General features: G+C 72.7%; 18 protein-coding genes. 8 read left to right on the top strand and 10 right to left on the bottom strand.

The features are described 5' to 3' along the window. Positions 1-141 precede the first annotated feature (141 nt). The gene (locus IG62_RS0120060; protein WP_030804695.1) at positions 142-1,176 is read right to left on the bottom strand and encodes a glutamate ABC transporter substrate-binding protein; all 1,035 of its coding nucleotides are present in this window, start codon (positions 1,174-1,176) and stop codon (positions 142-144) included. Between the two features lie 197 nt (positions 1,177-1,373). Beyond that, entirely contained in the window at positions 1,374-2,747 is a 1,374-nt protein-coding gene (locus tag IG62_RS0120065; RefSeq protein ID WP_030804699.1) for a hypothetical protein, read from the bottom strand. A gap of 499 nt (positions 2,748-3,246) precedes the next feature. Here IG62_RS0120065 and IG62_RS0120070 point away from each other — a divergent pair, with 499 nt between their 5' ends. After that, entirely contained in the window at positions 3,247-3,939 is a 693-nt protein-coding gene (locus IG62_RS0120070; RefSeq protein WP_030804703.1) for a FadR/GntR family transcriptional regulator, read from the top strand. Positions 3,940-4,177: 238 nt separating this feature from the next. Further along, a complete protein-coding gene (locus tag IG62_RS0120075; protein WP_030804706.1) occupies positions 4,178-4,507 on the top strand; it encodes a hypothetical protein in 330 nt (109 codons plus the stop codon). 89 nt (positions 4,508-4,596) lie between these two features. Here the strand turns inward: IG62_RS0120075 and IG62_RS0120080 are convergent, their stop codons facing one another. The 7 genes from IG62_RS0120080 to IG62_RS0120110 all read right to left on the bottom strand — a co-directional run bounded on the left by IG62_RS0120080 (position 4,597) and on the right by IG62_RS0120110 (position 12,744). Further along, positions 4,597-5,601, bottom strand: coding sequence for an N-acetylglucosamine kinase (locus tag IG62_RS0120080; protein ID WP_030804710.1), 1,005 nt, complete (start codon positions 5,599-5,601; stop codon positions 4,597-4,599). Further along, complete coding sequence (locus IG62_RS0120085) at positions 5,592-6,845, bottom strand: 6-phospho-beta-glucosidase (RefSeq protein ID WP_030804713.1); 1,254 nt, start codon at positions 6,843-6,845, stop codon at positions 5,592-5,594. Before IG62_RS0120085 ends, IG62_RS0120080 begins: the two co-directional genes overlap by 10 nt. 8 nt (positions 6,846-6,853) lie before the next feature. Continuing rightward, positions 6,854-7,756, bottom strand: coding sequence for a carbohydrate ABC transporter permease (locus tag IG62_RS0120090; RefSeq protein WP_030804714.1), 903 nt, complete (start codon positions 7,754-7,756; stop codon positions 6,854-6,856). A gap of 3 nt (positions 7,757-7,759) precedes the next feature. Next, a complete protein-coding gene (locus tag IG62_RS0120095; protein WP_030804718.1) occupies positions 7,760-8,725 on the bottom strand; it encodes a carbohydrate ABC transporter permease in 966 nt (321 codons plus the stop codon). A 68-nt stretch (positions 8,726-8,793) separates the two neighbouring features. Then, the gene (locus IG62_RS0120100) at positions 8,794-10,134 is read right to left on the bottom strand and encodes an ABC transporter substrate-binding protein (RefSeq protein WP_030804720.1); all 1,341 of its coding nucleotides are present in this window, start codon (positions 10,132-10,134) and stop codon (positions 8,794-8,796) included. Between the two features lie 52 nt (positions 10,135-10,186). Beyond that, the gene (locus IG62_RS0120105; RefSeq protein ID WP_037838734.1) at positions 10,187-11,326 is read right to left on the bottom strand and encodes an ROK family transcriptional regulator; all 1,140 of its coding nucleotides are present in this window, start codon (positions 11,324-11,326) and stop codon (positions 10,187-10,189) included. Between the two features lie 326 nt (positions 11,327-11,652). After that, positions 11,653-12,744 carry a mechanosensitive ion channel family protein gene (locus IG62_RS0120110; RefSeq protein WP_030804725.1) on the bottom strand — a complete coding sequence of 364 codons (1,092 nt, stop codon included), beginning with the start codon at positions 12,742-12,744 and terminating at the stop codon, positions 11,653-11,655. 288 nt (positions 12,745-13,032) lie between these two features. Between IG62_RS0120110 and IG62_RS0120115 the strand changes: the two genes are divergently transcribed. Beyond that, positions 13,033-13,569: an HNH endonuclease gene (locus tag IG62_RS0120115; protein ID WP_018538909.1), complete on the top strand. Its 537-nt coding sequence runs from the start codon at positions 13,033-13,035 to the stop codon at positions 13,567-13,569. A gap of 160 nt (positions 13,570-13,729) precedes the next feature. On the opposite strand, the gene IG62_RS0120120 is transcribed toward IG62_RS0120115, so the two are convergent. Further along, positions 13,730-16,690, bottom strand: a complete 2,961-nt coding sequence (locus IG62_RS0120120; RefSeq protein WP_030804728.1) for a beta-N-acetylglucosaminidase domain-containing protein — start codon at positions 16,688-16,690, stop codon at positions 13,730-13,732. Between the two features lie 492 nt (positions 16,691-17,182). Between IG62_RS0120120 and IG62_RS0120125 the strand changes: the two genes are divergently transcribed. The 5 genes from IG62_RS0120125 (at position 17,183) to IG62_RS0120145 (ending at position 22,236) form a co-directional block, all read left to right on the top strand. Beyond that, complete coding sequence (locus tag IG62_RS0120125) at positions 17,183-17,452, top strand: hypothetical protein (protein WP_030415544.1); 270 nt, start codon at positions 17,183-17,185, stop codon at positions 17,450-17,452. A 6-nt stretch (positions 17,453-17,458) separates the two neighbouring features. Beyond that, positions 17,459-19,564 carry a 4-alpha-glucanotransferase gene (gene malQ, locus IG62_RS0120130; protein WP_030804731.1) on the top strand — a complete coding sequence of 702 codons (2,106 nt, stop codon included), beginning with the start codon at positions 17,459-17,461 and terminating at the stop codon, positions 19,562-19,564. A gap of 123 nt (positions 19,565-19,687) precedes the next feature. Then, positions 19,688-19,933, top strand: a complete 246-nt coding sequence (locus IG62_RS0120135) for a hypothetical protein (RefSeq protein WP_030804733.1) — start codon at positions 19,688-19,690, stop codon at positions 19,931-19,933. Positions 19,934-20,190: 257 nt separating this feature from the next. Then, the gene (locus IG62_RS0120140) at positions 20,191-21,165 is read left to right on the top strand and encodes an acyl-ACP desaturase (RefSeq protein WP_030804736.1); all 975 of its coding nucleotides are present in this window, start codon (positions 20,191-20,193) and stop codon (positions 21,163-21,165) included. Between the two features lie 150 nt (positions 21,166-21,315). After that, positions 21,316-22,236, top strand: a complete 921-nt coding sequence (locus IG62_RS0120145; protein WP_030804752.1) for a DMT family transporter — start codon at positions 21,316-21,318, stop codon at positions 22,234-22,236. Positions 22,237-22,244: the final 8 nt, after the last annotated feature.

Below are 22,244 nucleotides of genomic sequence, written 5' to 3' on the forward strand. Positions count from 1 at the left end.
CGCTCCCGGGTGGCCTCTTGACTTTCGCCGGGCCGTTGTCGACGTTCCGGGCGTCCGGCAGGCCCCGGGCTGTGGTTGACGCCCCGGGCCGGCTTCGGCGCTTCGGAATGGCTTCGGCGCTTCGGAGGAGCGCGCAGGGCGTCAGTCGCTGTACTCCGGTGACGGCGGCCCCGATATGTCCGGCAGATCGGCCTTCAGCCACTTGCGGTACGCCCGCATCCACGGACCGTCGGGCGCCCCGCCGGCCCGGTAGTCGTCCAGGACCTTGTTGACCCGGCGCACCAGATCCGTGTCGGCCTCGTTCATCGCCACCCCGTACGGCTCGTCCGTGAACGGCCGGCCCTTCAGCTCCACCGCCGGATCCTGCGCCGCCTGCGCCGCGGCCAGCGCGTTGTCGGTGACCACCGCGTCCGCCTGGCCCAACTGGAGCCGCACCAGGCAGTCGAGCTGGTTCGGCACCCTCAGCACCTTCGCGCCGTGCGGCCGCGCCGCCAGCTCCGCCTCACCCGTCGAACCGGCCGCCGTACACACCCGCTTGCCGCGCAGTGAATCGTCGAACGCCTTCACGGCCGACGACTTCGGCGCCAGCACCTGCTGCCCGCCCTGGAAGTACGACGTCGAGAACGCCACCAGCTTCTTGCGCGCGCAGTTGATCGTCATCGTCCGCACCACCATGTCGACCCGGCGCTTCCGCAACGCCGGAATCCGCTGGTCGGTCGGTACCGCCTTGAACACCACCTTCGCGTCCGGTCCCAATATGTCCGCGGCGATCGCCCGCGCCAGATCGATGTCGAAGCCCGCCAGCTTGCCGGTCGCCGGATCGCGGTAACCCCACCGGTAGGTGTTCTGGTCGACGCCGACGACCAGCTGGCCCCGCTCCTTGATCCGCGCTACCGCCGGCCCGTCGTCCGACGACGGCCGCAGGCTCTCCGCGGCGTTCCGCGGCGTGCATCCCGCCGCGGGGGACGTGTCCGACGCCGTCCCCGGCCCGTACGCCGGGTGCGTCACCACGGGCGTCGAGGCCCGGCCCGCGCCGCCGCCCACGGCACCGTGCCCGGCCCCGCCGGCCAGCGTCGGCACCAGCACCGCCGCCGCGGCCGCCATCACCCCCATGCCCGCCGCGACCGGCGCCAGGACGGCCCGCAGATTGCCCAGCACCCGCCGGCGCACGCTCATGCCCCCCTCACCACGCCTTCTCCCCGCCGCCCCGCCACCTACTGGCATTTCACCGCCCACCGGCACTTCGCTCTCCACCGGTACTCCGCCCACCGGTCGTGTGCCGCCGGCCGGCCTTTCGCCGCTCTCCGGCACTCTGCCGCCAGCCGGTCCTTCGCCGACCACCGGCCCCCTGCCGCCAGCCCGTCGTTCGCCGCTCATCGGTACTCCGCCAGCCTGCGGCCGATCCCGAGCACCGCGCCCAGCGCCCCCACCAGCGTCAACGCCCCGGCACCCACCGGCAGTCCGCCCAGCGACCCCCGCCCGGCGTCCGCCGCCGTACGGAACTCCGCCTGCTCGTGCACCAGCGCCCGGGAAAGCCCCGCCGCCACCCGGTCGAAGGCCTCGCCCGTCGAACCCGCCCCGCCGACCACCTTCGCCAGCGCCCGCTCGTAATCCCCCTTCTCGTCCGCCGCCCGCGCCTCGGCATGCCGCACCTGCCACTGGCGTACGGACGCCAGCGCGGCGCGCACCGGCGCCCGCCCCGCCTCGTCGTCCGCCAGCGCCAGCGCCGCGCCCAACCGGCTCCGGGCCGCCGCCGGACCCCGCTCACCCGGCCCCGCGAGATCCGTCATTCCGGTGCGGAAGCCGGCCTCGTAGAAGTCCTGTTGATCATCCGTGAGCACCGCCCCGCGCGCCACCAGCGTCAGATTCTCGTCCCCGCGCGCCTGCAACGCATCGATCCGCGCCTCATTGAGCACCCGCAACGACCGTGCGCCGTGCTCGTACGACTCCGTCAGTCCCGCGCGCGCCACCGCATGCCCCGCCACCAGCCACAACAACACCGCCACGGAAGCGGCCGTGGCGGCGAGCAGCCCGCGGTTGAACACGCGGTTCGTCCGTCGGTAATGCCGCCGCTGCGCCCATCCCAGCGTGGCCACCGCCAGCACCCCCGCCACCAGCGCCGCCCACGGCCAGGCCTTGGCATCGGCGTAGTCCGCCGCCAGCCGGTCGGATTCCGCCTCGTACAACGCCCGGGCGGCCGGGAGGAGTTCCGTCCGCATCCGCTCGTTCGCATACCGCAGATACGCCCCGCCCAGCGGCAGCCCCTGCCGGTTGTTCGCCCGCGCCGTCTCCACCAGCCCCGTGTACTGCGGCAACTGGCGGTTGAGCCGGGCGATCTGCTCGCCCGCGGCATCCGAACTTCGGGCACTCTGCGCCGCCTTCGTGAGCAGCTCCGCCGCGGTGGCGATGTCCTTGCCGTACCGCTGCCGGGTCGCCGCATCGCCCTTCCCGCCGGCCAGGAACCCGCCGGCGGCCGTGGTGTCGGCGTCCGCCAGCGACCGGTAGATGCTCGCCGCGTCCGCCGTCAGCGGCTGACTGTGCTCCACCACGTCGTCCGCGGCCGCCGCCCGGTCCGCGACCTGCCACGCCGCGGCCGCCCCGAAGACCAGCACCAGCAGCGCCAGCACCGCCCCGATCACCCGCAGCCGCCCCGGCTCGGTCGTCGCCGCGGCGCGCAGCTCGTCGAGCCCCTCGGCCCAGGCCGGACGGCGCGCCGGAGCGGGCGGCGCCACGCTGCTGGTCGGCACGGACGACACAGATCCTCCCCCTGGGTCGCTGACACGCCACCGGCCCGCCCGTACGCGGCGCCCGAACGCGCTCACGACAAGGACCGGTGCATGGGCAGCAGTATGTCCGCCACCACCGACACGCACACCGCGATTGGCTCGATCTTGCCCGAACGCCCTCGCCACCGGCGCACAGCGGTCCCACGAGCCGGCGGCGCAGCTGAACCGGCGCACGACCCCGGTCCGCGGCCACCGCACTAAAGTGACGGCCGGAGCCCGCGGTGACGGCCGGAGCCCGCGCAGCCCACGCAGCCCCGTGACCGGTACGGATGCCGGACAGTTCCGTCGCCGCCACCGCCCACCGGGGCAATGGCCCACCACGCGGGTCACTGGCCCACCACCCGGGCCGATGATCCACCACCCGGGTCACTGGCCCACCACCCGGGGTGATCGCCCTCGCACCGGGGCGATCGCCCACCGCACCGGGCCGACCGCCCACCACCCGAAGGGAAGTGATCTCATGCAGCCCGTCCGCAAGGGCAGGGTGTCGCTCGTGGAGACCGCGACCGACGAGATCCGCTCCCAGATCGTGAACGGCACCTGGCCGGTGGGCACCCGCATCCCGCCCGAGAACGCCCTGTCCGAATCCCTCGGTGTCAGCCGCGCCTCGGTCCGCGAGGCCGTCCGCTCGCTGGTCCATTCCGGCCTCCTCGAACCCCGGCAGGGCGACGGCACCTTCGTGATCTCCGACGACGACAGCGCGGTCGCCCTCCGCAGACGCCTCGAACGCGCCGAGCTCAGCCACGTCACCCAGGTCCGCCAGGGCCTCGACGTGGTCGCCGCCCGCCAGGCCGCCAAACACCGCACAGACGCCCAACTCGCCGGCATCGAGGCCGCCCTGGTCCGCCGAAACGCCGCGCTCGCCGCCCAGGACGCCGAGACCTTCACCGCGGCCGACGCGGAGTTCCACGTCCTGGTCGCGGAGGCCAGCGACAACCCGGTGCTCGCCGACATCTACCGCTCCCTCAGCGCCGCCCTGCGCGAGGAACTCCGCCGCGCCGCCTGCCTGGACACCGCCACCGCGGCCCCCACCGACCCGCACTCCCGGCTCGCCGACGCCATCCGCGCCCAGGACCCCCAGGCCGCCGTCGACGCCGCCGTCCTCCTCCTCGCCGGCCACGTACGCGACCTGGCCCTTCCCCTCGACGACTAGCACTCGACGACTGGTACTCGGTCACTGGCACTCGAGACTGTCAGTCGACGACTGAGCCCATTCCGACGGTCGAGTCGTCACTCAAGGGGGCGCGTACGCCTCCGTCCGCGCCTCCTCCTCGCCCCGCGCGCTGCTACCGCCCCCACTCTCCTTCGACTACTCTCAGTAACGAAAGTAAGAGCAGTCGAGCGCGGAATGAGTCGACCTGACCACCGCACGCCAAGAGCCGGAGATCATCATGAACCGCATCCGCACACTCCTCGCCCCACTCGCCACCCGCCTCCACGCCGACGCGTCACATCCCCTAACTGGCCCGCTGGCCAGCGGTTTCCTGACCATCGGCACCACGACGTACATCGACCCGCACGGCACCTACCCCCTCGACCACCGCCCGGACGGCACCCCGACCGTCGTCATCAACAACACCACCCACCCCATCACCATTCTCACGGAGAGCAACCACCCCCACCCCGCCACCGCACCCCCGAACGACCTGCCACCACCCCTCGTCCTGACCCCAGGCGAACGCACGGAGACCCACCGCGGGGACGGGGTGCGGGTGGGCTGAGTGAGATCTGGAGAGCCGGGGACCCGGAGGGTCGGAGGGTTCGGGGAGAAGCCCCTACCCAAGCCCCCACCCGCGCCCCACCCAGCCGCTCAACCCTCCAGTCCAGGCGCTGCTCGCTCATAAGCCGCGCGCAGGCGTGCGTAAGCGTCCGGGTGGGCCGTGGTCTGGTCGAGGGTGGCGAGGGCGGCGCCGAGGACGGGTGGGGTGGTGAGGACGTGGGGGACGGCCTTGGGGGCGCGTTCGGAGAGGAGGTGGGTGAGGCGCTCGTGGAGGAGGGGGTGGCGGGCGGCCAGGACGCTGCCGCCCAGGATGACGGGGGTGGGGTCGGCGAGGAGGTCCAGGCGGCGCAGGGCGACGGTGGCCATGGCGGCGATCTCCTCGGCCTGGCGGGCGACGAGGGTGCGGGCGATCGGGTCGCCGTCGGCCGCCACGGTGAACAGCAGCGGGGTGAGTTCGTGCCGGCGGTGCGGGGGGATGCGGCCCAGGTGGAGGGCCTCGATCAGCTCGGCCATGGTGGACAGGCCGAAGTGGGCGGGCAGGGCGCGGGCGAGTTCGGTGCGGGCGCCGCGGCCGTCCTCGGCGCGGGCCGCCGACCACAGTGCCTCGTCGGCGAGGTGCGCACCGCCGCCCCAGTCGCCGGAGATCCGCCCGACGGAGGGGAAGCGGGCGGTGGCCCCGCCGCGGCCCAGGCCCGCGCAGTTGATGCCGGCCCCGCACACCACCGCCACCCCCACCGGCTCCCCGTCGTCCGGCAGCCCGGCCCGCAGCAGCGCGAAGGTGTCGTTGCGGACGGACACCGTACGGGCCCAGCCGCGGGCGGTGATCTCCGCGGCCAGTGCCTCCTCCTCCGCGGGGAAGTCGGCGTTGGCGAGGAAGGCGGAGAGGTGGCCGACGGGAGGGGACAGTTCCGCCTCCGCGAGGGCGGCCGTCACCAGGGGCGCGAGGGTGGCGACGGCGCGCGCGGTACCGACCACCGGTGGCTGGAAGCCACCGCCGCGGGCCGAGCCGAGCAGGTGGCCGTCGGTGGACACCAGCGCCACGTCGGTCTTGCTGTTGCCCGCGTCGATGGCGAGTGCCGTGCCGGTCAGGCCCACGTGAGGTGCTCCCGGTTGTGCGCGATCAGCAGGTCGGTGAGCCGGTCGGCGCGGTCGATCTGGCCGATGAGGGGGTGGGAGAGCAGCGCGGCGAAGACTCGGTCGCGGCCGCCGTGCAGCGCGGCGTCCAGGGCCAGTTGCTCGTAGGCGGTGACGTGGGCGATCAGGCCGGCGTAGAGGGGCTCCAGGGGGCGGACGGGGAGGGGCGTGGCGCCGGTCGCGTCCACGGTGGCGGGGACCTCGATGACCGCGTCATCGGGGAGGAAGGGCAGTGTGCCGTTGTTGAGGGCGTTGACGACCTGGGTGTCGCCGGTGTCCGCCAGCAGGGACGAGGTCAGCGCCACCGCCGCCTCGGAGTAGTAGGCGCCGCCGCGCCGGGACAGCAGTTCCGGCTTCTCGTCGAGCGTGGGGTCGGCGTAGTGGGCGAGCAGTTGCTGTTCGATGGCGGCGACCTCGGCGGCCCGGGACGGTTTGCCGCGCGACTCCTCGACGACGGCGTCGTGTTGGTAGTAGTAGCGCAGATAGTAGGAGGGGACGGTGCCGAGGCGCTCCAGGACGTGCCGGGGGAGGCGCAGATCGGCGGCGAGGGCGTCGGCGTGCTCGGTGAGGAGCTTGGGGAGGACGTCCTCGCCGGCGACGCGGACCGACCGCTCCCAGGTGAGGTGGTTGAGCCCGACGTGCTCCAGGACGACCTGGTCGGGGGCGACGCCCAGCAGCGCGGCGAACTTCCGCTGGAAGCCGATCGCCACGTTGCACAGGCCGACGGCCTTGTGGCCGGCCTGCAGCAGTGCGCGGGTGACGATGCCGACCGGGTTGGTGAAGTCGACGATCCAGGCGTCCGGGTTGGTGCGGCGGACCCGTTCGGCGATGTCGAGGACGACGGGCACGGTCCGCAGCGCCTTGGCGAGGCCGCCGGCGCCGGTGGTCTCCTGGCCGACACAGCCGCACTCCAGCGGCCAGGTCTCGTCCTGGTTGCGGGCGGCCTGCCCGCCGATGCGCAGCTGGAGCAGGACGGCGTCGGCACCGTCGATACCGGCCTCCAGGTCGTCGGTCCAGGTGATCCGGCCCGGGTGGCCCTGTCTGGCGAAGATCCGCCGGGCCAGGCCGCCCACCCTTTCCAGCCGGTCCTGTGCCGGGTCGACGAGGACGAGTTCGGTCAGCGGCAGCACGTCCCGCAGCCGGGCGAAGCCGTCGATGAGTTCGGGGGTGTAGGTCGAGCCGCCGCCGACCACTGCGAGCTTCATATCCGTTCTCAGCCCTTTACTCCGGTGAGGGTGACGCCTTCGACGAAGGCCTTCTGCGCGAAGAAGAAAACGAGGATCACGGGTGCCATGACCAGCAGCGTCGCGGCCATGGTGAGGTTCCAGTTGACGCTGTGGGCGCTCTTGAAGGACTCCAGTCCGTAGGAGAGCGTCCAGGCGGCGGGGTTCTGCGCGGCGTAGATCTGCGGGCCGAAGTAGTCGTTCCAGCAGAAGAAGAACTGGAAGAGGGCGATGGCGGCGATGCCCGGTCTGGCCATCGGTACGACGATCTTCAGCAGGGTGCGCAGTTCCCCGCAGCCGTCGACCTTCGCCGATTCCAGGTACTCCTGCGGGATGGTCAGCAGGAACTGCCGCAGCAGGAAGATGGAGTACGCGTCGCCGAACGCCATCGGGATGATCAGCGGCCACAGCGAGCCGGCCAGGTGGAACTGCTGGGCCCACACCAGGTACATCGGGATCACGACGACCTGTGGCGGCAGCATCATGGTGGCGAGGACGAGGACGAGTGCGGTGCGTCGGCCGCGGAAGCGGAACTTGGCGAGTGCATAGGCGACGGGGACGGCCGAGCAGACCGTGAAGAGGGTGCCCAGGCCCGCGTACATCAGGGAGTTCTTCCACCAGTCCAGGAATCCGGGGGTCCGGAAGACCGTCAGGTAGTTGGACCAGTGCCAGCTGTCCGGCCACAGCTCGCCGCTCATGGCCTGGCCGTCGCTCATCACGGACGTCAGGAAGACGAAGACGAAGGGGAGCACGAAGAAGAGGGCGGCGGCGACGGCGACGGTGTGCACCGCGATCCAGTGCAGCAGCCGGGTGCGGCGGGCACGGGCGGTGCCGTCGCCGGTGTGGCCGGTGCGGACGGGGGTGGGGCGGGCGCGAAGGGTGGTGGTGGTCATCGGTCAGTCCTCCGCCGGGAGCAGGCCGGCGCGCTTGCGCATCAGCAGGGTGGTGACGGCCATGGCGATGACGAACAGCACGAGGGAGAGCACGCACGCCGCGCCGGTGTTGAAGTTCTGGAAGCCGAGGGAGTAGACGAGCTGCGGGACGGTGAGGGTGGCGTGGTCGGGGTAGCCGGGCTGGATGACGGTGCCGGGCCCGATGGAGACACCGGAGGCGAGCTTTCCGGCCACCAGCGCCTGGGTGTAGTACTGCATGGTCTGGACGACGCCGGTGATCACCGCGAACAGCACGATCGGGGTGATCGACGGCCAGGTGACGTACCGGAACTTCCCCCAGGCGCCCGCGCCGTCCAGTTCGGCGGCCTCGTACTGCTCCTTCGGCACGTCCAGCAGCGCCGCCATGAAGATCACCATCAGGTCGCCGATGCCCCACAGCGACAGCATCACCAGCGAGGGTTTGGCCCAGTCGGGATCGTTGAACCAGGACGGTGCGGAGATGCCGAGCGTGCCGAGGATCTCGTTGACGGGTCCGGTGCCGGGATTGAGGAGGAAGACGAAAGCGACGGTGGCGGCCACCGGCGGCGCCAGATAGGGCAGGTAGAAGGCGGTGCGGAAGAATCCGACGCCGGTTTTGATTTTGGTGACGAGCAGGCCGATGCCCAGGCCGAACACCACCCGCAGGGTGACCATCACGACGACCAGCCACAGCGTGTTCCACAGGGCTGGGCCGAGCAGCGGCATCTGTGTGAGGACGTAGGTCCAGTTCCGCAGGCCCACGAATTCTGGCGGTTCGATCTGGTTGTAGTGCATGACGGAGAAATAGCCGGTGGCGAGCAGCGGATAGCCGAAGAACACCGAGAATCCGACCAGCCACGGGGAGAGGAAGCCGAGAATGCGCAGCCGTTCGCGGGCGCGTTTGCGCCGGAGGGTGGGCGCCGGTGCGGGGGCGGTGGTGGTGGGTGCCATGGCGGTTCTCCGTCGGTTCACCGGCCGTCGTTCCCGGCCGTCATTGCGCGGACCGGAGGTGCCGGCCGTCAGTTCTCGGACTGGAGCGTGTCGGCGTCGATCTGGGCGTCGAGTGCGCGCAGGCCTTTGCCGAGATCGGGGACCCTTCCGGCCTCGACGTCGTAACTGAAGTCCTGCAGGGCGGTGACGTACTGCCCGCCGTTGGTGGACGGCGGAAGGGCGACGCTGCGCGGGTTCCGCGCGATGCGGAGGAAGGTGCGGAACGTCGGGTCGGCGTCCAGTTCCGGGGATTTCAGGGCCGCTTTCGTGGACGGCACGTTGTGGATGGCGTTGGCGAACCGGACCACCTGACCGGTGTCGGTGGTCAGGAATTTCACCAGTTCCCAGGCGGCGTTCTGGTGGGTGCTGCTGTGGGCGATGCCGATCACGGTGCCGGTCAGATATCCCTTGCCGTAGGTGTGGGCCTGATCGTCGGGCACCGGCATCGGCGCGGTGTCCCAGCCGAACGGGACCTTTGCCTGCCGCAGCATCAGTCCGCGCCATTCACCGTCCATGTGCATGGCCACCTTCTGCGTGTGGAAGGCGTTCTGCGAGGACATCTCGTCGCCGAAAGTGGTGCGGAATTTCTCCAGCGGCCCGTAGCCGCCCTGGGCCTCGATCAGTTCCCGCTGGAAGGTGAGGAACTGCCGGGTGGCGGGGTCCTTCGCCAGCCGGGACTTCCCGTGGGCGTCGAAATAGCGGGGTTCCCACTGGGCGAACAGCCGGTCCGGACTGTTCTGGTAGAGGCGGAAGTTGGGCATGAATCCCACCCGCCGGTAGGAGCCGTCCTTGGTGCGCCGGGTGAGTGCGACGGCGTCCCGTCTCAGTTCGGACAAGGTCCGCGGGGGCCGGGTGATGCCTGCTTCCTTGAAGGCGTCCTTGTTGTAGTAGAGCCCGAAGGAATCGGCGAGCAGCGGCAGCGCGCACTGCTCGCCCCGGTAACTCGTGTAATCCAGCAGGGTTTTCGGGAAGACCTTCTCCTTCACCACTCCCGTTTTCTTGAGGAACGGGTCGAGGTCCGCCCACATCCCCGACGAGCAGTACTGCCCGACGTTGTTGGTGGTGAAGGACGAGACCACGTCCGGTCCGTCGTCCCCGCCGGCCCGCAGGGCCTGGTTCATCGTTTCGTCGGTGACGTTCGGGACGACCTTCACCGTGATGTTGCGGTGCCGTTTCTCGAACCGGGCGACCGAATCGTCGATGGCCTTCATTTCGCCCGGCGTCGACCAGCCGTGCCAGAAGGTGAGGGTGACCGGCTCGGTCGGGTCGTCGCGGTCACTGCCGACGCTCGGGTGCGCGCAGCCGGCGAGGAGCAGCCCGGCACCGGCCAGCACCGCGGAAAGCCGGTGGCGCAGACGGGAAAGCGGCATGGCGGACTTCCTTTACGGCGAGAAGGACTTCCTGCGGAATGGTCCGGCCGGTTCAGCCCGTCGTGTCGAACACCGCATCGCGGGCCTCCGCGAGTGCCGTGCGCAGCGCGCCGATGAGAATCGGATTGCCGTCGATGTCGCTGAGCCGCAATTCCGGGCGGGGCAGCGCGAGTCCGTCGAATTCGCCCTCGACCAGGGCACGCAGCGCCTCCCCGCCGGCCTGCGGGACCTCCCCGGAGAGCACCACCAGCCGCGGGTCGACCACCGCCACCACGGCCGCCAGACCGGTGGCCAGCCGCCGCGCCACCTCCTGCCGTACGTCGTCCCGGGCCAGCGCCTCGGCGACGGTGCGGACTTCGGGCGCCCCGTAGGCATGGGCCAGCTCGATGACGCTCGGGGAGCCGACCAGCCGCTGGAAGCCGCCGCCGGCGTCCGGTCGTGCGGCGCTGCGGTCGCCGCCCCGGGACAGCGGCGCGCCCGGCAGCGGCATGTAGCCGATCTCGCCCGCGCCTCCGGTGGCCCCCCGCAGCAGCCGGCCGCCGAGCACGATGGCGGCGCCCACGCCCTCGTCGGCCCACACCAGCACGAAGTCGTCGAAGTCCTGTGCCACGCCGTCGTGTTGCTCGGCGACCGCGGCCAGGTTCACATCGTTCTCGATGGTGATCGGCGTGCCCAGCACCTCGGCGAGCTCTTCCTTCAGCGCGCGCGAGTGCCAGTCCGGCAGGTGCGGGGCGTAGCGCAGCCGGCCGGTCTGCGGGTCCAGGGCGCCGGGCGTGCCGATCACCGTCCCGTGCAGTTGCTCGCGGCCCAGTCCGGCCTTGGCCAGCGCCCCGTCGACGGCCTTGGCGACGAGCAGTGCGGTGCGGTGGGGTGCGTCCGCGTCGACGGCGTCGGTGCCGACCCGCTCCTCGCCGAGCACCTGCCCGGTGATGTCGGCGACCGCGGCGGTGATCCCCAGTTGGTCCACGGCCAGCGCGGCCACCTGCGCGGCCGCCGGATCGACCTCGTACAGCTGGGCGCTGGGTCCCGGCCTGCCGGTCACATTGCCGGTCGTGCGCACCAGTCCGGCCGTCTCCAGCCGGGCCAGCAACTGCGAGGCGGTGGGCTTCGACAGCCCGGTCAGCTCGCCGATCTGCGTACGGGTCAGCGGCCCCTGCGACACCAGCAGGTCGAGCGCCGCCCGGTCGTTCATGGCGCGCAACACCCGTGGCGTTCCGGGCGTTCCCTGCGTCTGCTGCCCACCGGCCAAGACCGTCACCCCGTTCACCGGTGGCCGACCCGGCCACCCATCTGTTAGGAAACCTTCCAATCGATGAACAGGAAGGTAGGCGGCGCGCCGGGCGGCGTCAATGGGTGCGGCGGGGCGAGTTGGCCGAACGCAGCCGGCGCAGAGGTCGTCACACGGAGGGCGCGCGGGCAGCGGACGGCGTACGCGGAAGGGAGCCGGCGTACACGGAAGGGAGGGGCGCACCGCGCTACGGCGGCACGCCCCTCCCTTCCTGTGCTGCGAGTGGCGGCCTAGTTCACCGACTTCGGCGCCGCCGCCAGCGGCTCCACGGCCTGGGCCTGGGGCGACGTGGGGTTGCTGAGCGCCGAGGGGGCGGCGATGGTGGCGGTGGCGTCGGCGGCGGGGGGCTCTTCCTCCTCGTCGGGGGCCGGGCGCGGGGCGAGGTGGACGCCGGCGGCGTCCAGGGCCCGCTTGATGCGCCAGCGCAGTTCGCGCTCCACGCCCGCGGCCTTGCCCGGCATGGTCTTGGCGGCGACCGAGAGGGTGACCGTGTCGAGGTGCACCTCGCTGAGGCCGAGCACCTCCACCGGCTCCCACAGCTGCTCGTTCCACGGCTCGGACTTCGACATCTCCGCACCGGCCGCGGTGATCGTGTCGCGGGCCCGCTGGAGGTCCTGGTCGGCGGCGAGGACGACGTCCACGGCGGCCGTGGACCAGCCCTGGCTGAGGTTGCCGATCCGCTTCACCTCGCCGTTGCGGATGTACCAGATCGCGCCGTTCGGGCCGCGCAGCTTGGTGACCCGCAGGCCGACCTCGATGACCGTACCGGTGGCCACCCCCGCGTCGATCTCGTCGCCGACGCCGTACTGGTCCTCCAGGATCATGAAGACGCCGGAGAGGAAGTCCGTGACGAGGTTGCGGGCGCCGAAACCGATCGCGACGCCCGCCACGCCCGCGCTCGCGAGCAGCGGCGCCAGGTTGATCTTCAGGACCGACAGGACCGTCAGCGCGGCCGTGCCCATGATCACGAAGGAGGCGACGCTGCGCAGGACCGAGCCGATCGCCTCGGACCGCTGCCGGCGGCGCTCGGCGTTGACCAGCAGCCCGCCCAGCGCGGTGCCCACGGCGGCGGCCGCGGTGCGGTTCATCCGCTCGATGAGCTTGGTGATCGTGCGGCGTATCACATGCCGCAGCACGACCGCGATCACGAGGATGAGCAGGATCTGCAGGCCGGACGTGAGCCACGTCCCCCAGTTCTCCTGCACCCAGCCGGCGGCGTTGGTGGCCTTCTCCGTGGCGTCGTCGAGCGAGGACGAGCCGGTGGAGCCGGCGGGGGCGGCGCGCAGGTGCGCGGCGGCAACCGTCGAAGCGGACCAGAACACAGTCGAACCTTCCGTGTGGGACAGCAGACCCGGGCCGGTGTGGGGGCCGGCGACCGGGCTGACCAACCACACTAACGGGGCAACCTGGGTGGCCCGCGCCCGTGTTCGACCGGTCACGTCCGCGGAAGGCCGTAATGAGCCGTATCCGACGGGACCGGTGGGGGTGTGGTGGAAAACACCTCAGGGCCGTTACCCGGTCATGGTGGCGCTCCGACCAGGCACCGGGGGACACTGTGGAGAGATCGTCCCGGCGCGAGCCACGCGCCGCCGGCGTACAAGGAGGCACCCGTGCCGCATGTCCTGGTCCTCAATGCGTCGTACGAGCCGCTCGGCGTCGTACCGCTCCGCCGCGCGCTCATCCTCGTCCTCAATGAGAAGGCTGTCAGCCTCGAGGAGTCCGGCGCCCTGATGCACAGCGCGACCCGTGTTGTTCCGGCTCCCAGTGTGGTCCGCCTGAAGCGGTTCGTGCGGGTGCCCTTTCGTGGCCCCGTGCCACTGACCCGCCGGGCGCTCTTCGCGCGTGACGGCGGTCGTTGTATGTACTGCGGTGGCGTCGCAACCAGCGTCGACCACGTCATCCCGCGCAGCCGCGGAGGTCAGCACACCTGGGAGAACGTCGTCGCCGCCTGCCGGCGCTGCAACCACGTCAAGGCGGACCGCCACGTCGCCGAGATCGGCTGGCGGCTGCGCCATCAGCCCGCCCCGCCGTCAGGACTGGCGTGGCGGATCATCGGCACGGGGCATCGTGATCCGCGCTGGCTGCCGTATTTGCAGCCGTACGGCGCGGACGACGCCTTGGCCCGGATCGATGCCGTGTCGGCATAGACCGGGCCTTCGTCGTGTCCGGGCGGAACTCGGTTCCCGCCGCCCGGACACGACAAGCAGCCGGCTGCGGTCTTCGGCAGTCACCCACGGTCTTCGGCGGTCACCCACGGTCTTCGGCAGTCACTCGCGGTCCTCGGTAGTCACTTGCGGTCTTCGGCAGTCACCCGCGGTCTTCGACCGCGTAAGCCTCCACCGACCACAGCGAGTACCCGAACCGGGTCGCCCGCTTGTCGCCCTGGATGCGGACGAAGCGGGCGTCCTTCGCGTCCATCCTGATCGACTCCCGCCCGCCCTTGCCGTCCCGCACGGTCGCGGCCGTACGCCAGCTGCGCCCGTCCGGTGAGACCTGGATGCGGTAGCGGGCGGCGTAGGCGTCCTGCCAGTGGAGGACGAGCCGGCCCAGGCGGGTCGGGTGGGCCAGCGCGAACTGCAGCCAGGCGCCGTCCTCGGCGGGGGAGGACCAGCGGGTCCCGGGATTGCCGTCGGTGGCCGCGGACGCCGGGAAGTCGGGGGTCTCGTCGCCGGAGGACGTGGCGACCGTGCCGCGCGCCAGGTCCTTGCCGCCGGTGCGCGGATACGCCCGTACGGTCAGGGTCTGCTCGGCGCCGTCGAACTCCACCGGGATCCGGTACGTGCCGGACGGCGTGCCCTCGGGGACGTCCACGGTGAGCGGGACCGTCGTGGTGCCGCCGCGCGGCGCGGTGACCTCCTCGGGCGCGTGCACGGTGAAGCCCTTGGGGGCCTTGACCGTCAGCCTGCCGCGGACGTCGCCGGGGCGCCGGGAGAAGATCCGCGCGTCCACCCGGGCGCTGCCGCCGGTCTGCGCGTCCGACTCCGTACGGGAGAGTTCCAGACCGGCCGCCGGAGTGTCCGCGAACCACGGGGTCAGGGCGTGCACGGACGGTGCCTCGGCGCCGTTCGCCCAGGTCAGCCGGACCCCGTCGGCCCGCAGCCGGGGCGTGGCGGACTCCGTCCAGCCGGTTGCGGAGAGCCGGCCGAGGCGGCGCCAGCCCTCGCCGGGGACGTGCGCCTCCAGGGAGACGGCGCCCGCGGACGGACCGGGGTCGGTCAGCGCGGTGACCGCGGCCAGTGGGCGGACCCGGCCGAACGGCACGGTCAGCGCGGTCGGGTCGGCGCCCTCGCTGGGGCGCGGGGTGTCGCGCCGGGCGCCGGTCCAGGCGTCGGCCTCGGTCATCGCCCGGTCCAGGAACGGGGCGAGCACCCCCTTGCCGACGGTCGCCGGGCTGTGCGCGATCTCCTTGCGCAGCCGCTGCACCTCCCGCTGCGCCGACCAGGCGGCGTCCCCGTCGTCCCGGGCCTGCGCCAGGAGCGTGTCCACGGCCTGCTCGCCGGCCCGGCCGTAGCGGGCCAACTGCGCGGCCCACGGCCGGACTTCGGCGGCCAGGTCGGAACGGAGGTCGTCGGGCGCGGTGCTCATCGTGTGGAAGGCGGCCCGCAGCGCCTTGGCCGCCTTGGCGTAGTCCGCGTCCTCGCCCGGCCGGCCGGTGTTGACCGCGGCCTCGCGGGTCTCCCAGAAGCGGTCGATCAGCGGCCGCAGATAGCCGGACTCGCGCGTGTTCAGCAGCGAGGACGCGGCGTTGCCGGCCAGCGCGCGCAGCGCCGCCCGGCCCCGCGGGGCGCCGCCCGCCAGGTCGTTGATGGCCGCGTCCCAGGATTCCGCCGGCCGGTAGGCGCGCGGGTTCCAGGCGTAGTCGGCGGCGGTGAACAGCGGGATGCGGGACGCCAGCGGCTGCTCCATCGCGTTGGCGAGCAGCGCCGCCGACCCGGTGGCCACGGCCGGTTCGCGGCCCCGGTACGGGCCGAGGAAGATCCGGTCCTGGGCGTAGTCGTTGACCGGGTAGTTGTCCATGGTCACCAGGGGGTGGCCGAACGCCTGGCGGGCCGTCACCAGCTCTCCGCCGGTGATGGTCCGCGGGACCACGCCGACGCCGGTCCAGGCCACCTCGACCCGGCCGCCGAGCGCCTCGGCGAGCGCGTCGCGGTACGCCGTCGAGCCGTTCTGGTAGTACTCCGTCGGCATCAGCGACAGCGGCGCGGCGTCCGGGTGCCGTTCGTGGAGGTGGTCGGCGAGCGCGTTCGCGACCTTCGCCTGGGCCCGGGCGGCGGCCCCCGGCCCGGTGCCGAAGGCGTCCTCGTCGGCGCCGCAGTGCCATTCGTCGTAGGCGACGTCCTGGAACTGGAGCTGGAAGGAGCGCACGCCCAGCGCCCACATCGCGTCCACCTTGCGGCGCAGCGCGCGCAGGTCCTCCTGTGAGGAGAAGCACAGCGCCTGGCCGGGGGCGAGGGCCCAGCCGAGCGTGACGTGGTTGGCGCGGGCCCGCTCGGCCAGGGTCCGGAACGCGGCGCGCTCCTCCGCCGGGTACGGGTCGCGCCAGCGAGCCTGGCGGTACGGGTCGTCGCCGGGCGCGTACAGATAGCGGTTCTGCTTGGTGCGGCCCATGAAGTCCAGCTGGGCCAGGCGCTGCGCCTGGCTCCACGGCTGCCCGTAGAAGCCCTCGGTGGTGCCGCGCACGGCCGTGCCGGGCCAGTCCCGCACGACCACGGATGCCAGCTGCCGGTGGCCGTCCGGACCGTCCGTGACGAGCTGCCGGAGGGTCTGCGCGGCGTGGAAGAGGCCGTCCGGGGCGACGCCGTCCAGCGCCACCGTGTCGCGGCCGTCGACCTGTCCCACGGCGAGGCGGTAGCCGCCGGCGGGGAGGTCGCCGCGGGCCGGTGCGCGCAGGGCCCGCAGGGCGTCCGCGGCCTGGGCGCCGCCGATGCGGATCACCGGCCCGGCCGCGGGCAGCCGCTCGCCGGGCGCCACCTGGTGCACCGTGCGCACCCCGGCGTCCCGCAGCAGACCGAGCACCACGTCCAGTGCGTAGGGGTCGGTGTCGGGGGCGGCGACCACGACGGCCGCGGCGCCGAGCGGGACCGCGTCGCCGAGCTCGCGCAGCGACTGCGGCCGTGGCCAGACGGCGGGCACCTGCCCCGCCCCGGCCGGCCGGTCCGGCTGGTCGGGACTGCCGACGGCCGGGTCGGCCGGTGCCGCCTGGGCGCTGGGCACCCCGCCGAGCAGCCCCCCGATGACCGCGGCGGCCAGTGCGGTGGTCCCCGCCACCCGTGCCCTGGTGCCCGCGCCGCTCCCCCTGCCGTTCCTACCGATTCTTCCGACGCCCCACACGCCCCGGCCTCGCACGGCTGCTCCTCGTCCGCGTCCGCTGCTCGCCGGCTCGCGCCGGCACCCCGTATTTCCCCTGAACAATCCGCTGGTCTCACCCGCCGAGGTCCGTTCGGACAGACCTTCGGCCGTGAGCCCACCATTGTGGCGGTGAGGGTGTCAACCGGGTGATGGCGGGGGTCCCGGACGGGCGGCTCCGCGCCGGTCGCGGCCACCGTCGCGGGACGGATCCGCCGGGTCCGCCGGTCCGCAGAACTTCCTGTTCCGGGCCCGCTCGCACCGCGTTCTTCGCGCACCGCGGCGGCGCGCGCGGGGAAATCGCCTGCGTACGGCATACTGTGACGTGAGTCACGTTTCGTGGAAGATTGCGTCTGCGATCGTGCCGACTGGGTAGGGCCAACGTGTCCCACTACCGATGAACGGGAGGCCCTCGTGGCCGCATCCGCTCAGTTGCTCCTCGACGCCCTGTCCTCCAAACCGGGAGGTGCGACCGTGGAGCGCGATCTGTTCGCCGGGGTCTCCGACCCCGATTCCGGCCTGGACGGCTCCGGCTCCTACAGCTTCGCCGAGCCGCCCCTCACCAGCGAGCCGCCGCTCGCCGACGCCGCGCCCCTGACCAGCGAGGTCCCGATCGCCGCCGAGCTGCCGCTGACCAGCGAGCCGACAGCCGCCGGCCTGGGAACGGAGTCCATGGAGGTCTGACGACCCATGGGCCGCGCGCGGCACGCCCGGTTGCACGGCGTCGCCACGTCGTACGAACCGGCACCGGGCAGAAGCGTCCAGATCGCCGACGACACCGTCGTCGCCGTGCTCGCCGCACTGGGGGTCGACGCCTCGACCCCGCACGCCGTACGCGCCGCACTCGCCGCGTACGAGGACGCCGCGGGCCGCGCCCTGCTCCCTCCTTCCGTCGTCGCCCGCCCGGGCCGGCCGCCCGACCTCACCGGCCTCCCCGAAGGCACCGCCCTGCGGGTGGAGGCCGAGGACGGGCAGTTCCACGACGTACCGCGGCAGCCCCGCGGCAGGCCGCACGAGGGCGCCGGACCGGCGCTCGCCCGGCTGCCGCTGGGCCTGCACACGCTGCACGCCGAGGCGCCCGACGGCCGCACGGCACGCGCCCGGCTGATCGTCGCTCCTGATCGGGTGCCCGCACCACCCGCCCGTAGTCACGGTTTCCTGGTGCAGCTCTACTCCCTGCTGTCCCGGCACTCCTGGGGCATGGGCGACCTCGGTGACCTCGCCGACCTCGCCGCCTGGTCCGGGCGTGCCCTGGGCAGCGGATTCGTCCAGCTCAACCCGCTGCACGCGGCCGTCCCCGGACCGCCCACCGACCCCTCGCCCTACCGCCCCTCGTCGCGCCGCTTCCCCGACCCGGTCCACCTGCGGATCGAGCAGATCCCGGAGTACGCCCAGCTGACCGGGGCCGCCCGGTTACGTGCCGACGAACTCGCCGCGCGGGCCCACGCACTGCGCGACGGCGTACTGGAACGGGGCGCACTGATCGACCGGGACGCGGTCTGGGAGCTCAAGCGCGAGGCCCTGGAGCTGCTCTGCGCGGTCCCGCTCTCACCGGGCCGGCGGGCCGCGTACTGCGACTTCCTCGCCGAACAGGGGCGGGCGCTGGAGGACCACGCCACCTGGTACGCGCTCGCCGAGCGGCACGGCCCCGACTGGCGGACCTGGCCGGCCGGGCTGCGCGACCCCCGGTCCGCCGACACCGCCCGGCTGCGGCCGCGGCTGATGGACCGGATCGACTTCCACTGCCGGCTCGCCTGGTTCACCGACCAGCAGCTCGCCGCCGCCCAACGGGCCGCCGAGGAGGCCGGGATGGCCGTCGGGCTGGTGCACGACCTCGCCGTCGGGGTGCACCCCTCCGGCGCCGACACCTGGGCGCAGCAGGATGCGTTCGCCGCCGGCATGTCCATCGGGGCGCCGCCGGACGCGTTCAACGCCCGCGGCCAGGACTGGGGCCTGCCGCCGTGGCGCCCGGACGCACTGGCCGCCACCGGCTACGCCCCCTACCGCGAGCTGCTGCGCGGTCTGCTGCGGCACGCCGGGGCCCTGCGCATCGACCACGTGATGGGACTGTTCCGGCTGTGGTGGGTCCCCGAGGGCCGGCCGCCGACCGAGGGCGCCTACGTACGCTACGACGGGGAGGCGATGCTCTCGGTGCTGGCCCTGGAGGCGCACAGGGCCGGCGCCGCGGTGATCGGCGAGGACCTGGGCACCGTCGAACCGGGCGTGCGCGAGGCGCTCGCCGAGCGGGGCGTCCTCGGCACCTCGGTGCTGTGGTTCGAGCGGGACTACGCCGGTGTGGACCCGGCGACCGGCGGCGAGGCGCGCATCCTGGCCCCCGACGAGTGGCGCGGCGGCTGCCTCGCCACCGTCACCACCCACGACCTGCCCAGCACCGCGGCCCGGCTGACCGGCGACGACCTCGCCCTGCGCGAACGGCTCGGGTTGCTCGCCGGGCCCCCGGAGCGCGAACGGTCCCGCGGGAAGTGCGAGCTCGCCGCCTGGTTCGGGGAGCTGATCCGCCGCGGCCTGCTGCCCGAGGGCACCGGCGACGAGGAGGCGGTCGTCAAGGCCGTGCACCGCTTCCTGCTGCGCACCCCGGCGCAGCTGGTCGGGGTCTGGCTGCCGGACGCGGTGGGGGACCGGCGTCCGCAGAACCTCCCGGGGACCTGGGACGAATACCCGAACTGGCGGCTGCCGGTGGCCGGTCCGGACGGGCGGCCGCAGACCCTGGAGGAGCTGGCCGCCTCTCCGCGGCTGCACGCCTTGATGCGCGAACTGGCCGACGGCCGGCGATAGCCGGTTTCCGCCGGGCCGCCGCTGCCCTCACCCTCCACCGCGGCCCGGGCCCGGTGGCGCGGGTGCGTGCCGATGCCCACCCCGGGCGCGCGGGGCGGCGGGGCATCCGATACGTTGATGTTCGTGAGCAACAAGGTCAAGAAGAATGCCCTGCGCGCCGGAACCGTCACTGCCGGCACCGCGCTGATGCTGCTGATGTCGTCCCCCGCGTTTGCGCTCACCCGCGACGATGGTGACGACCCGGGTCCCGGTCTGAACGTCGCCCAGACGCTCGGCCTTTATGTCGCCGCCCCCATCGTGATCTTCCTCATCATCGCGGGGCTGGTCATCCTGACCGACAAGTCCCGCAAGACGAATTCCCAGGGCTGAGCCCCGGCCGTACCCCGGGCCCGCACGGGCCCCGGCGACCTTCCAGGGCGCCGCTCGGTGACAACAACCGAGCGGCGCCCTTTGGCGTACCCGGCTATTTCCGCAGGTGAAAAACGGGTTGCGAGGCGGCTATCGCGTGATTTTCGGCCGATTTGCGCGAACGGGTCACTTAACCGGAGCTCACCTACGATGACGTAACCTACGCAGCCGTAGGTTCAACCTACGGTCCCGTAGCTCATCGTCCCCAGGAGTTCCCCTTGACCATCGCCCCCTCCCACAACGGAGAGCTCGGCCAGGCCGCGTGGAGCGACGCCAAGCTGCTCTACGCGCTCGAAGAGGTCGTCGAGAAGGAACTGAACCGGCATCTGACGGTCGCCAAGGAGTGGATGCCTCACCAGTACGTCCCCTGGAGCGACGGCCGGAACTTCCCCGGTGTGCTGGAGGACGGCGAGGAATGGGCGCCCGAGCAGTCCAAGGTCAGTGACATCGGCCGGACCGCCCTGGTGGTCAACCTCCTCACCGAGGACAACCTCCCCAGCTACCACCACGAGATCGCCACCCTCTTCGGACGCGACGGCGCCTGGGGCACCTGGGTGCACCGCTGGACCGCCGAGGAGGGCCGGCACGGCATCGTGATGCGCGACTACCTGCTCACCAGCCGGGCCGTCGACCCGGACGAGCTGGAGCGGTTCCGCATGGCCCACATGTCGGAGGGCTTCGAGGCCGACAACTCGCACAGCATGCTGCACTCGGTGGCCTACGTCGCCTTCCAGGAGCTGGCCACCCGGATCTCGCACCGCAACACCGGCCACCACTCCGGTGACCCGGTCTGCGACCGGATGCTGGCCCGGATCGCCGCCGACGAGAACCTGCACATGCTCTTCTACCGCAACCTGCTCGGGGCGGCCTTCGAGCTGGCCGCCGACCAGACCATGGTCGCGGTGCGGGACGTGGTCACCGGCTTCCGGATGCCCGGGCACGGCATCCCCGGCTTCGAGCGGGCCGCCGCCCGGATGGCCCTCGGCGGGATCTACAACCTCCGGATCCACCACGACGACGTGCTGCAGCCCGTCCTGCGCTTCCTGAAGGTGCTGGAGATCGGCGGCCTGGGACCGGCCGGTCTGGCGGCCCAGGAGGAGCTGGGGCTCTTCATGGACGGCCTCGACGACCAGGCCCGCAAGTTCGAGGAGCGGCAGGCGGCCATCCGCGCCCGCCGCGAGGCCCGCCGCTGAGGGGAGCCCGGTCGAGGGCCGGTGCTGGAGAGGCTGGAGGGCTGGCTGACCTTTCAGATTTCCTGCAAGGAATGATGGAAAATATTCGATGGACCTGATGGTTCTGGGGCTGTCACGGTGGAGATCCACCACCCCCGAGAAGAGGAAACCGTGGCAGTTCTGGAACGGGTCCGCGACCGTCGTACGCCGCTGTCCGCGCAGGGAGCCGGGCTGACGCTCGCCCTGACGGCGACCGTCGTCTGGTCCGGCAACTTCGTCATCGCCCGCGCCCTGCACGACACCGTCCCGCCCGTCCAGACCGCCTTCTGGCGGTGGGTCATCGCGCTGCTCGCGGTCGCGCCGTTCGCCGCCGGGCGGGTCCGCCGCGAGTGGCCGGTCATCCGCCGCCACCTCGGCTTCCTCACGCTGGCCGCGCTGCTCGGCGTCACCCTCTTCAACACCCTCATCTACCAAGCGGGACGCTCCACCTCGGCCACCAACATGGCCATGATCGCGGCCGCCTCGCCGGTGCTGATCGCCCTGTTCGCGCGCGGCGGGGAACGGCTCGGCGGGCGACGGGCCGCCGGGATGGCCCTCGCGCTGGCCGGCGTGGTGACGCTGGTCGGCAAGGGCTCGCCGGCCGCCGTCCTCGGGCTCGACTTCGCCGGCGGCGACCTGTGGATGCTCGCCGCGACGGCCACCTTCGCCGGCTACAGCGTCCTGCTGCGCCGCCGCCCCGAGGGGATCGGCGGGGTGTCGTTCCTCTTCATGACCTTCGCGCTCGGCGCGGCGATGCTGCTGCCCGCGTACGGCGTCAGCCTCGCGGCGGAGGGCGGCTTCGCGCCCACCGCGCGGACGGTCGGACCGCTCCTCTACATAGGCGTCTCCTCGTCCGCCGTCGCCTACTTCACCTGGAACAAGGCGATCGCCCTGATAGGCGCCGCGCGGGCCGGTGTCGTCTACTACCTCCAGCCGGTCTGCGTCGCGCTGCTGTCGTTCGCCGTTCTGGACGAGGCCGTGACGCCCGTGCAGCTGCTCTGCATGGTCCTGATCGTCGCGGGCGTCGCGCTCGGTGCCGGCGGCCGCCGCTGACTGCGTAC

The sequence above is a fragment of the Streptomyces sp. NRRL S-337 genome (genome assembly GCF_000720175.1).
Classification (GTDB): Bacteria; Actinomycetota; Actinomycetes; order Streptomycetales; family Streptomycetaceae; genus Streptomyces; species Streptomyces siderophoricus.

Bases quoted from the DNA above. Each gene is read 5' to 3' on its own strand.
- IG62_RS0120085 (WP_030804713.1), bottom strand. From the start codon at position 6,845: ATGAAGCTCGCAGTGGTCGGCGGCGGCTCGACCTACACCCCCGAACTC.
- IG62_RS0120100 (WP_030804720.1), bottom strand. From the start codon at position 10,134: ATGCCGCTTTCCCGTCTGCGCCACCGGCTTTCCGCGGTGCTGGCCGGT.
- IG62_RS0120075 (WP_030804706.1), top strand. From the start codon at position 4,178: ATGAACCGCATCCGCACACTCCTCGCCCCACTCGCCACCCGCCTCCAC.
- IG62_RS0120060 (WP_030804695.1), bottom strand. From the start codon at position 1,176: ATGAGCGTGCGCCGGCGGGTGCTGGGCAATCTGCGGGCCGTCCTGGCG.
- IG62_RS0120090 (WP_030804714.1), bottom strand. From the start codon at position 7,756: ATGACCACCACCACCCTTCGCGCCCGCCCCACCCCCGTCCGCACCGGC.
- IG62_RS0120095 (WP_030804718.1), bottom strand. From the start codon at position 8,725: ATGGCACCCACCACCACCGCCCCCGCACCGGCGCCCACCCTCCGGCGC.
- malQ (WP_030804731.1), top strand. From the start codon at position 17,459: ATGGGCCGCGCGCGGCACGCCCGGTTGCACGGCGTCGCCACGTCGTAC.
- IG62_RS0120105 (WP_037838734.1), bottom strand. From the start codon at position 11,326: ATGAACGACCGGGCGGCGCTCGACCTGCTGGTGTCGCAGGGGCCGCTG.
- IG62_RS0120070 (WP_030804703.1), top strand. From the start codon at position 3,247: ATGCAGCCCGTCCGCAAGGGCAGGGTGTCGCTCGTGGAGACCGCGACC.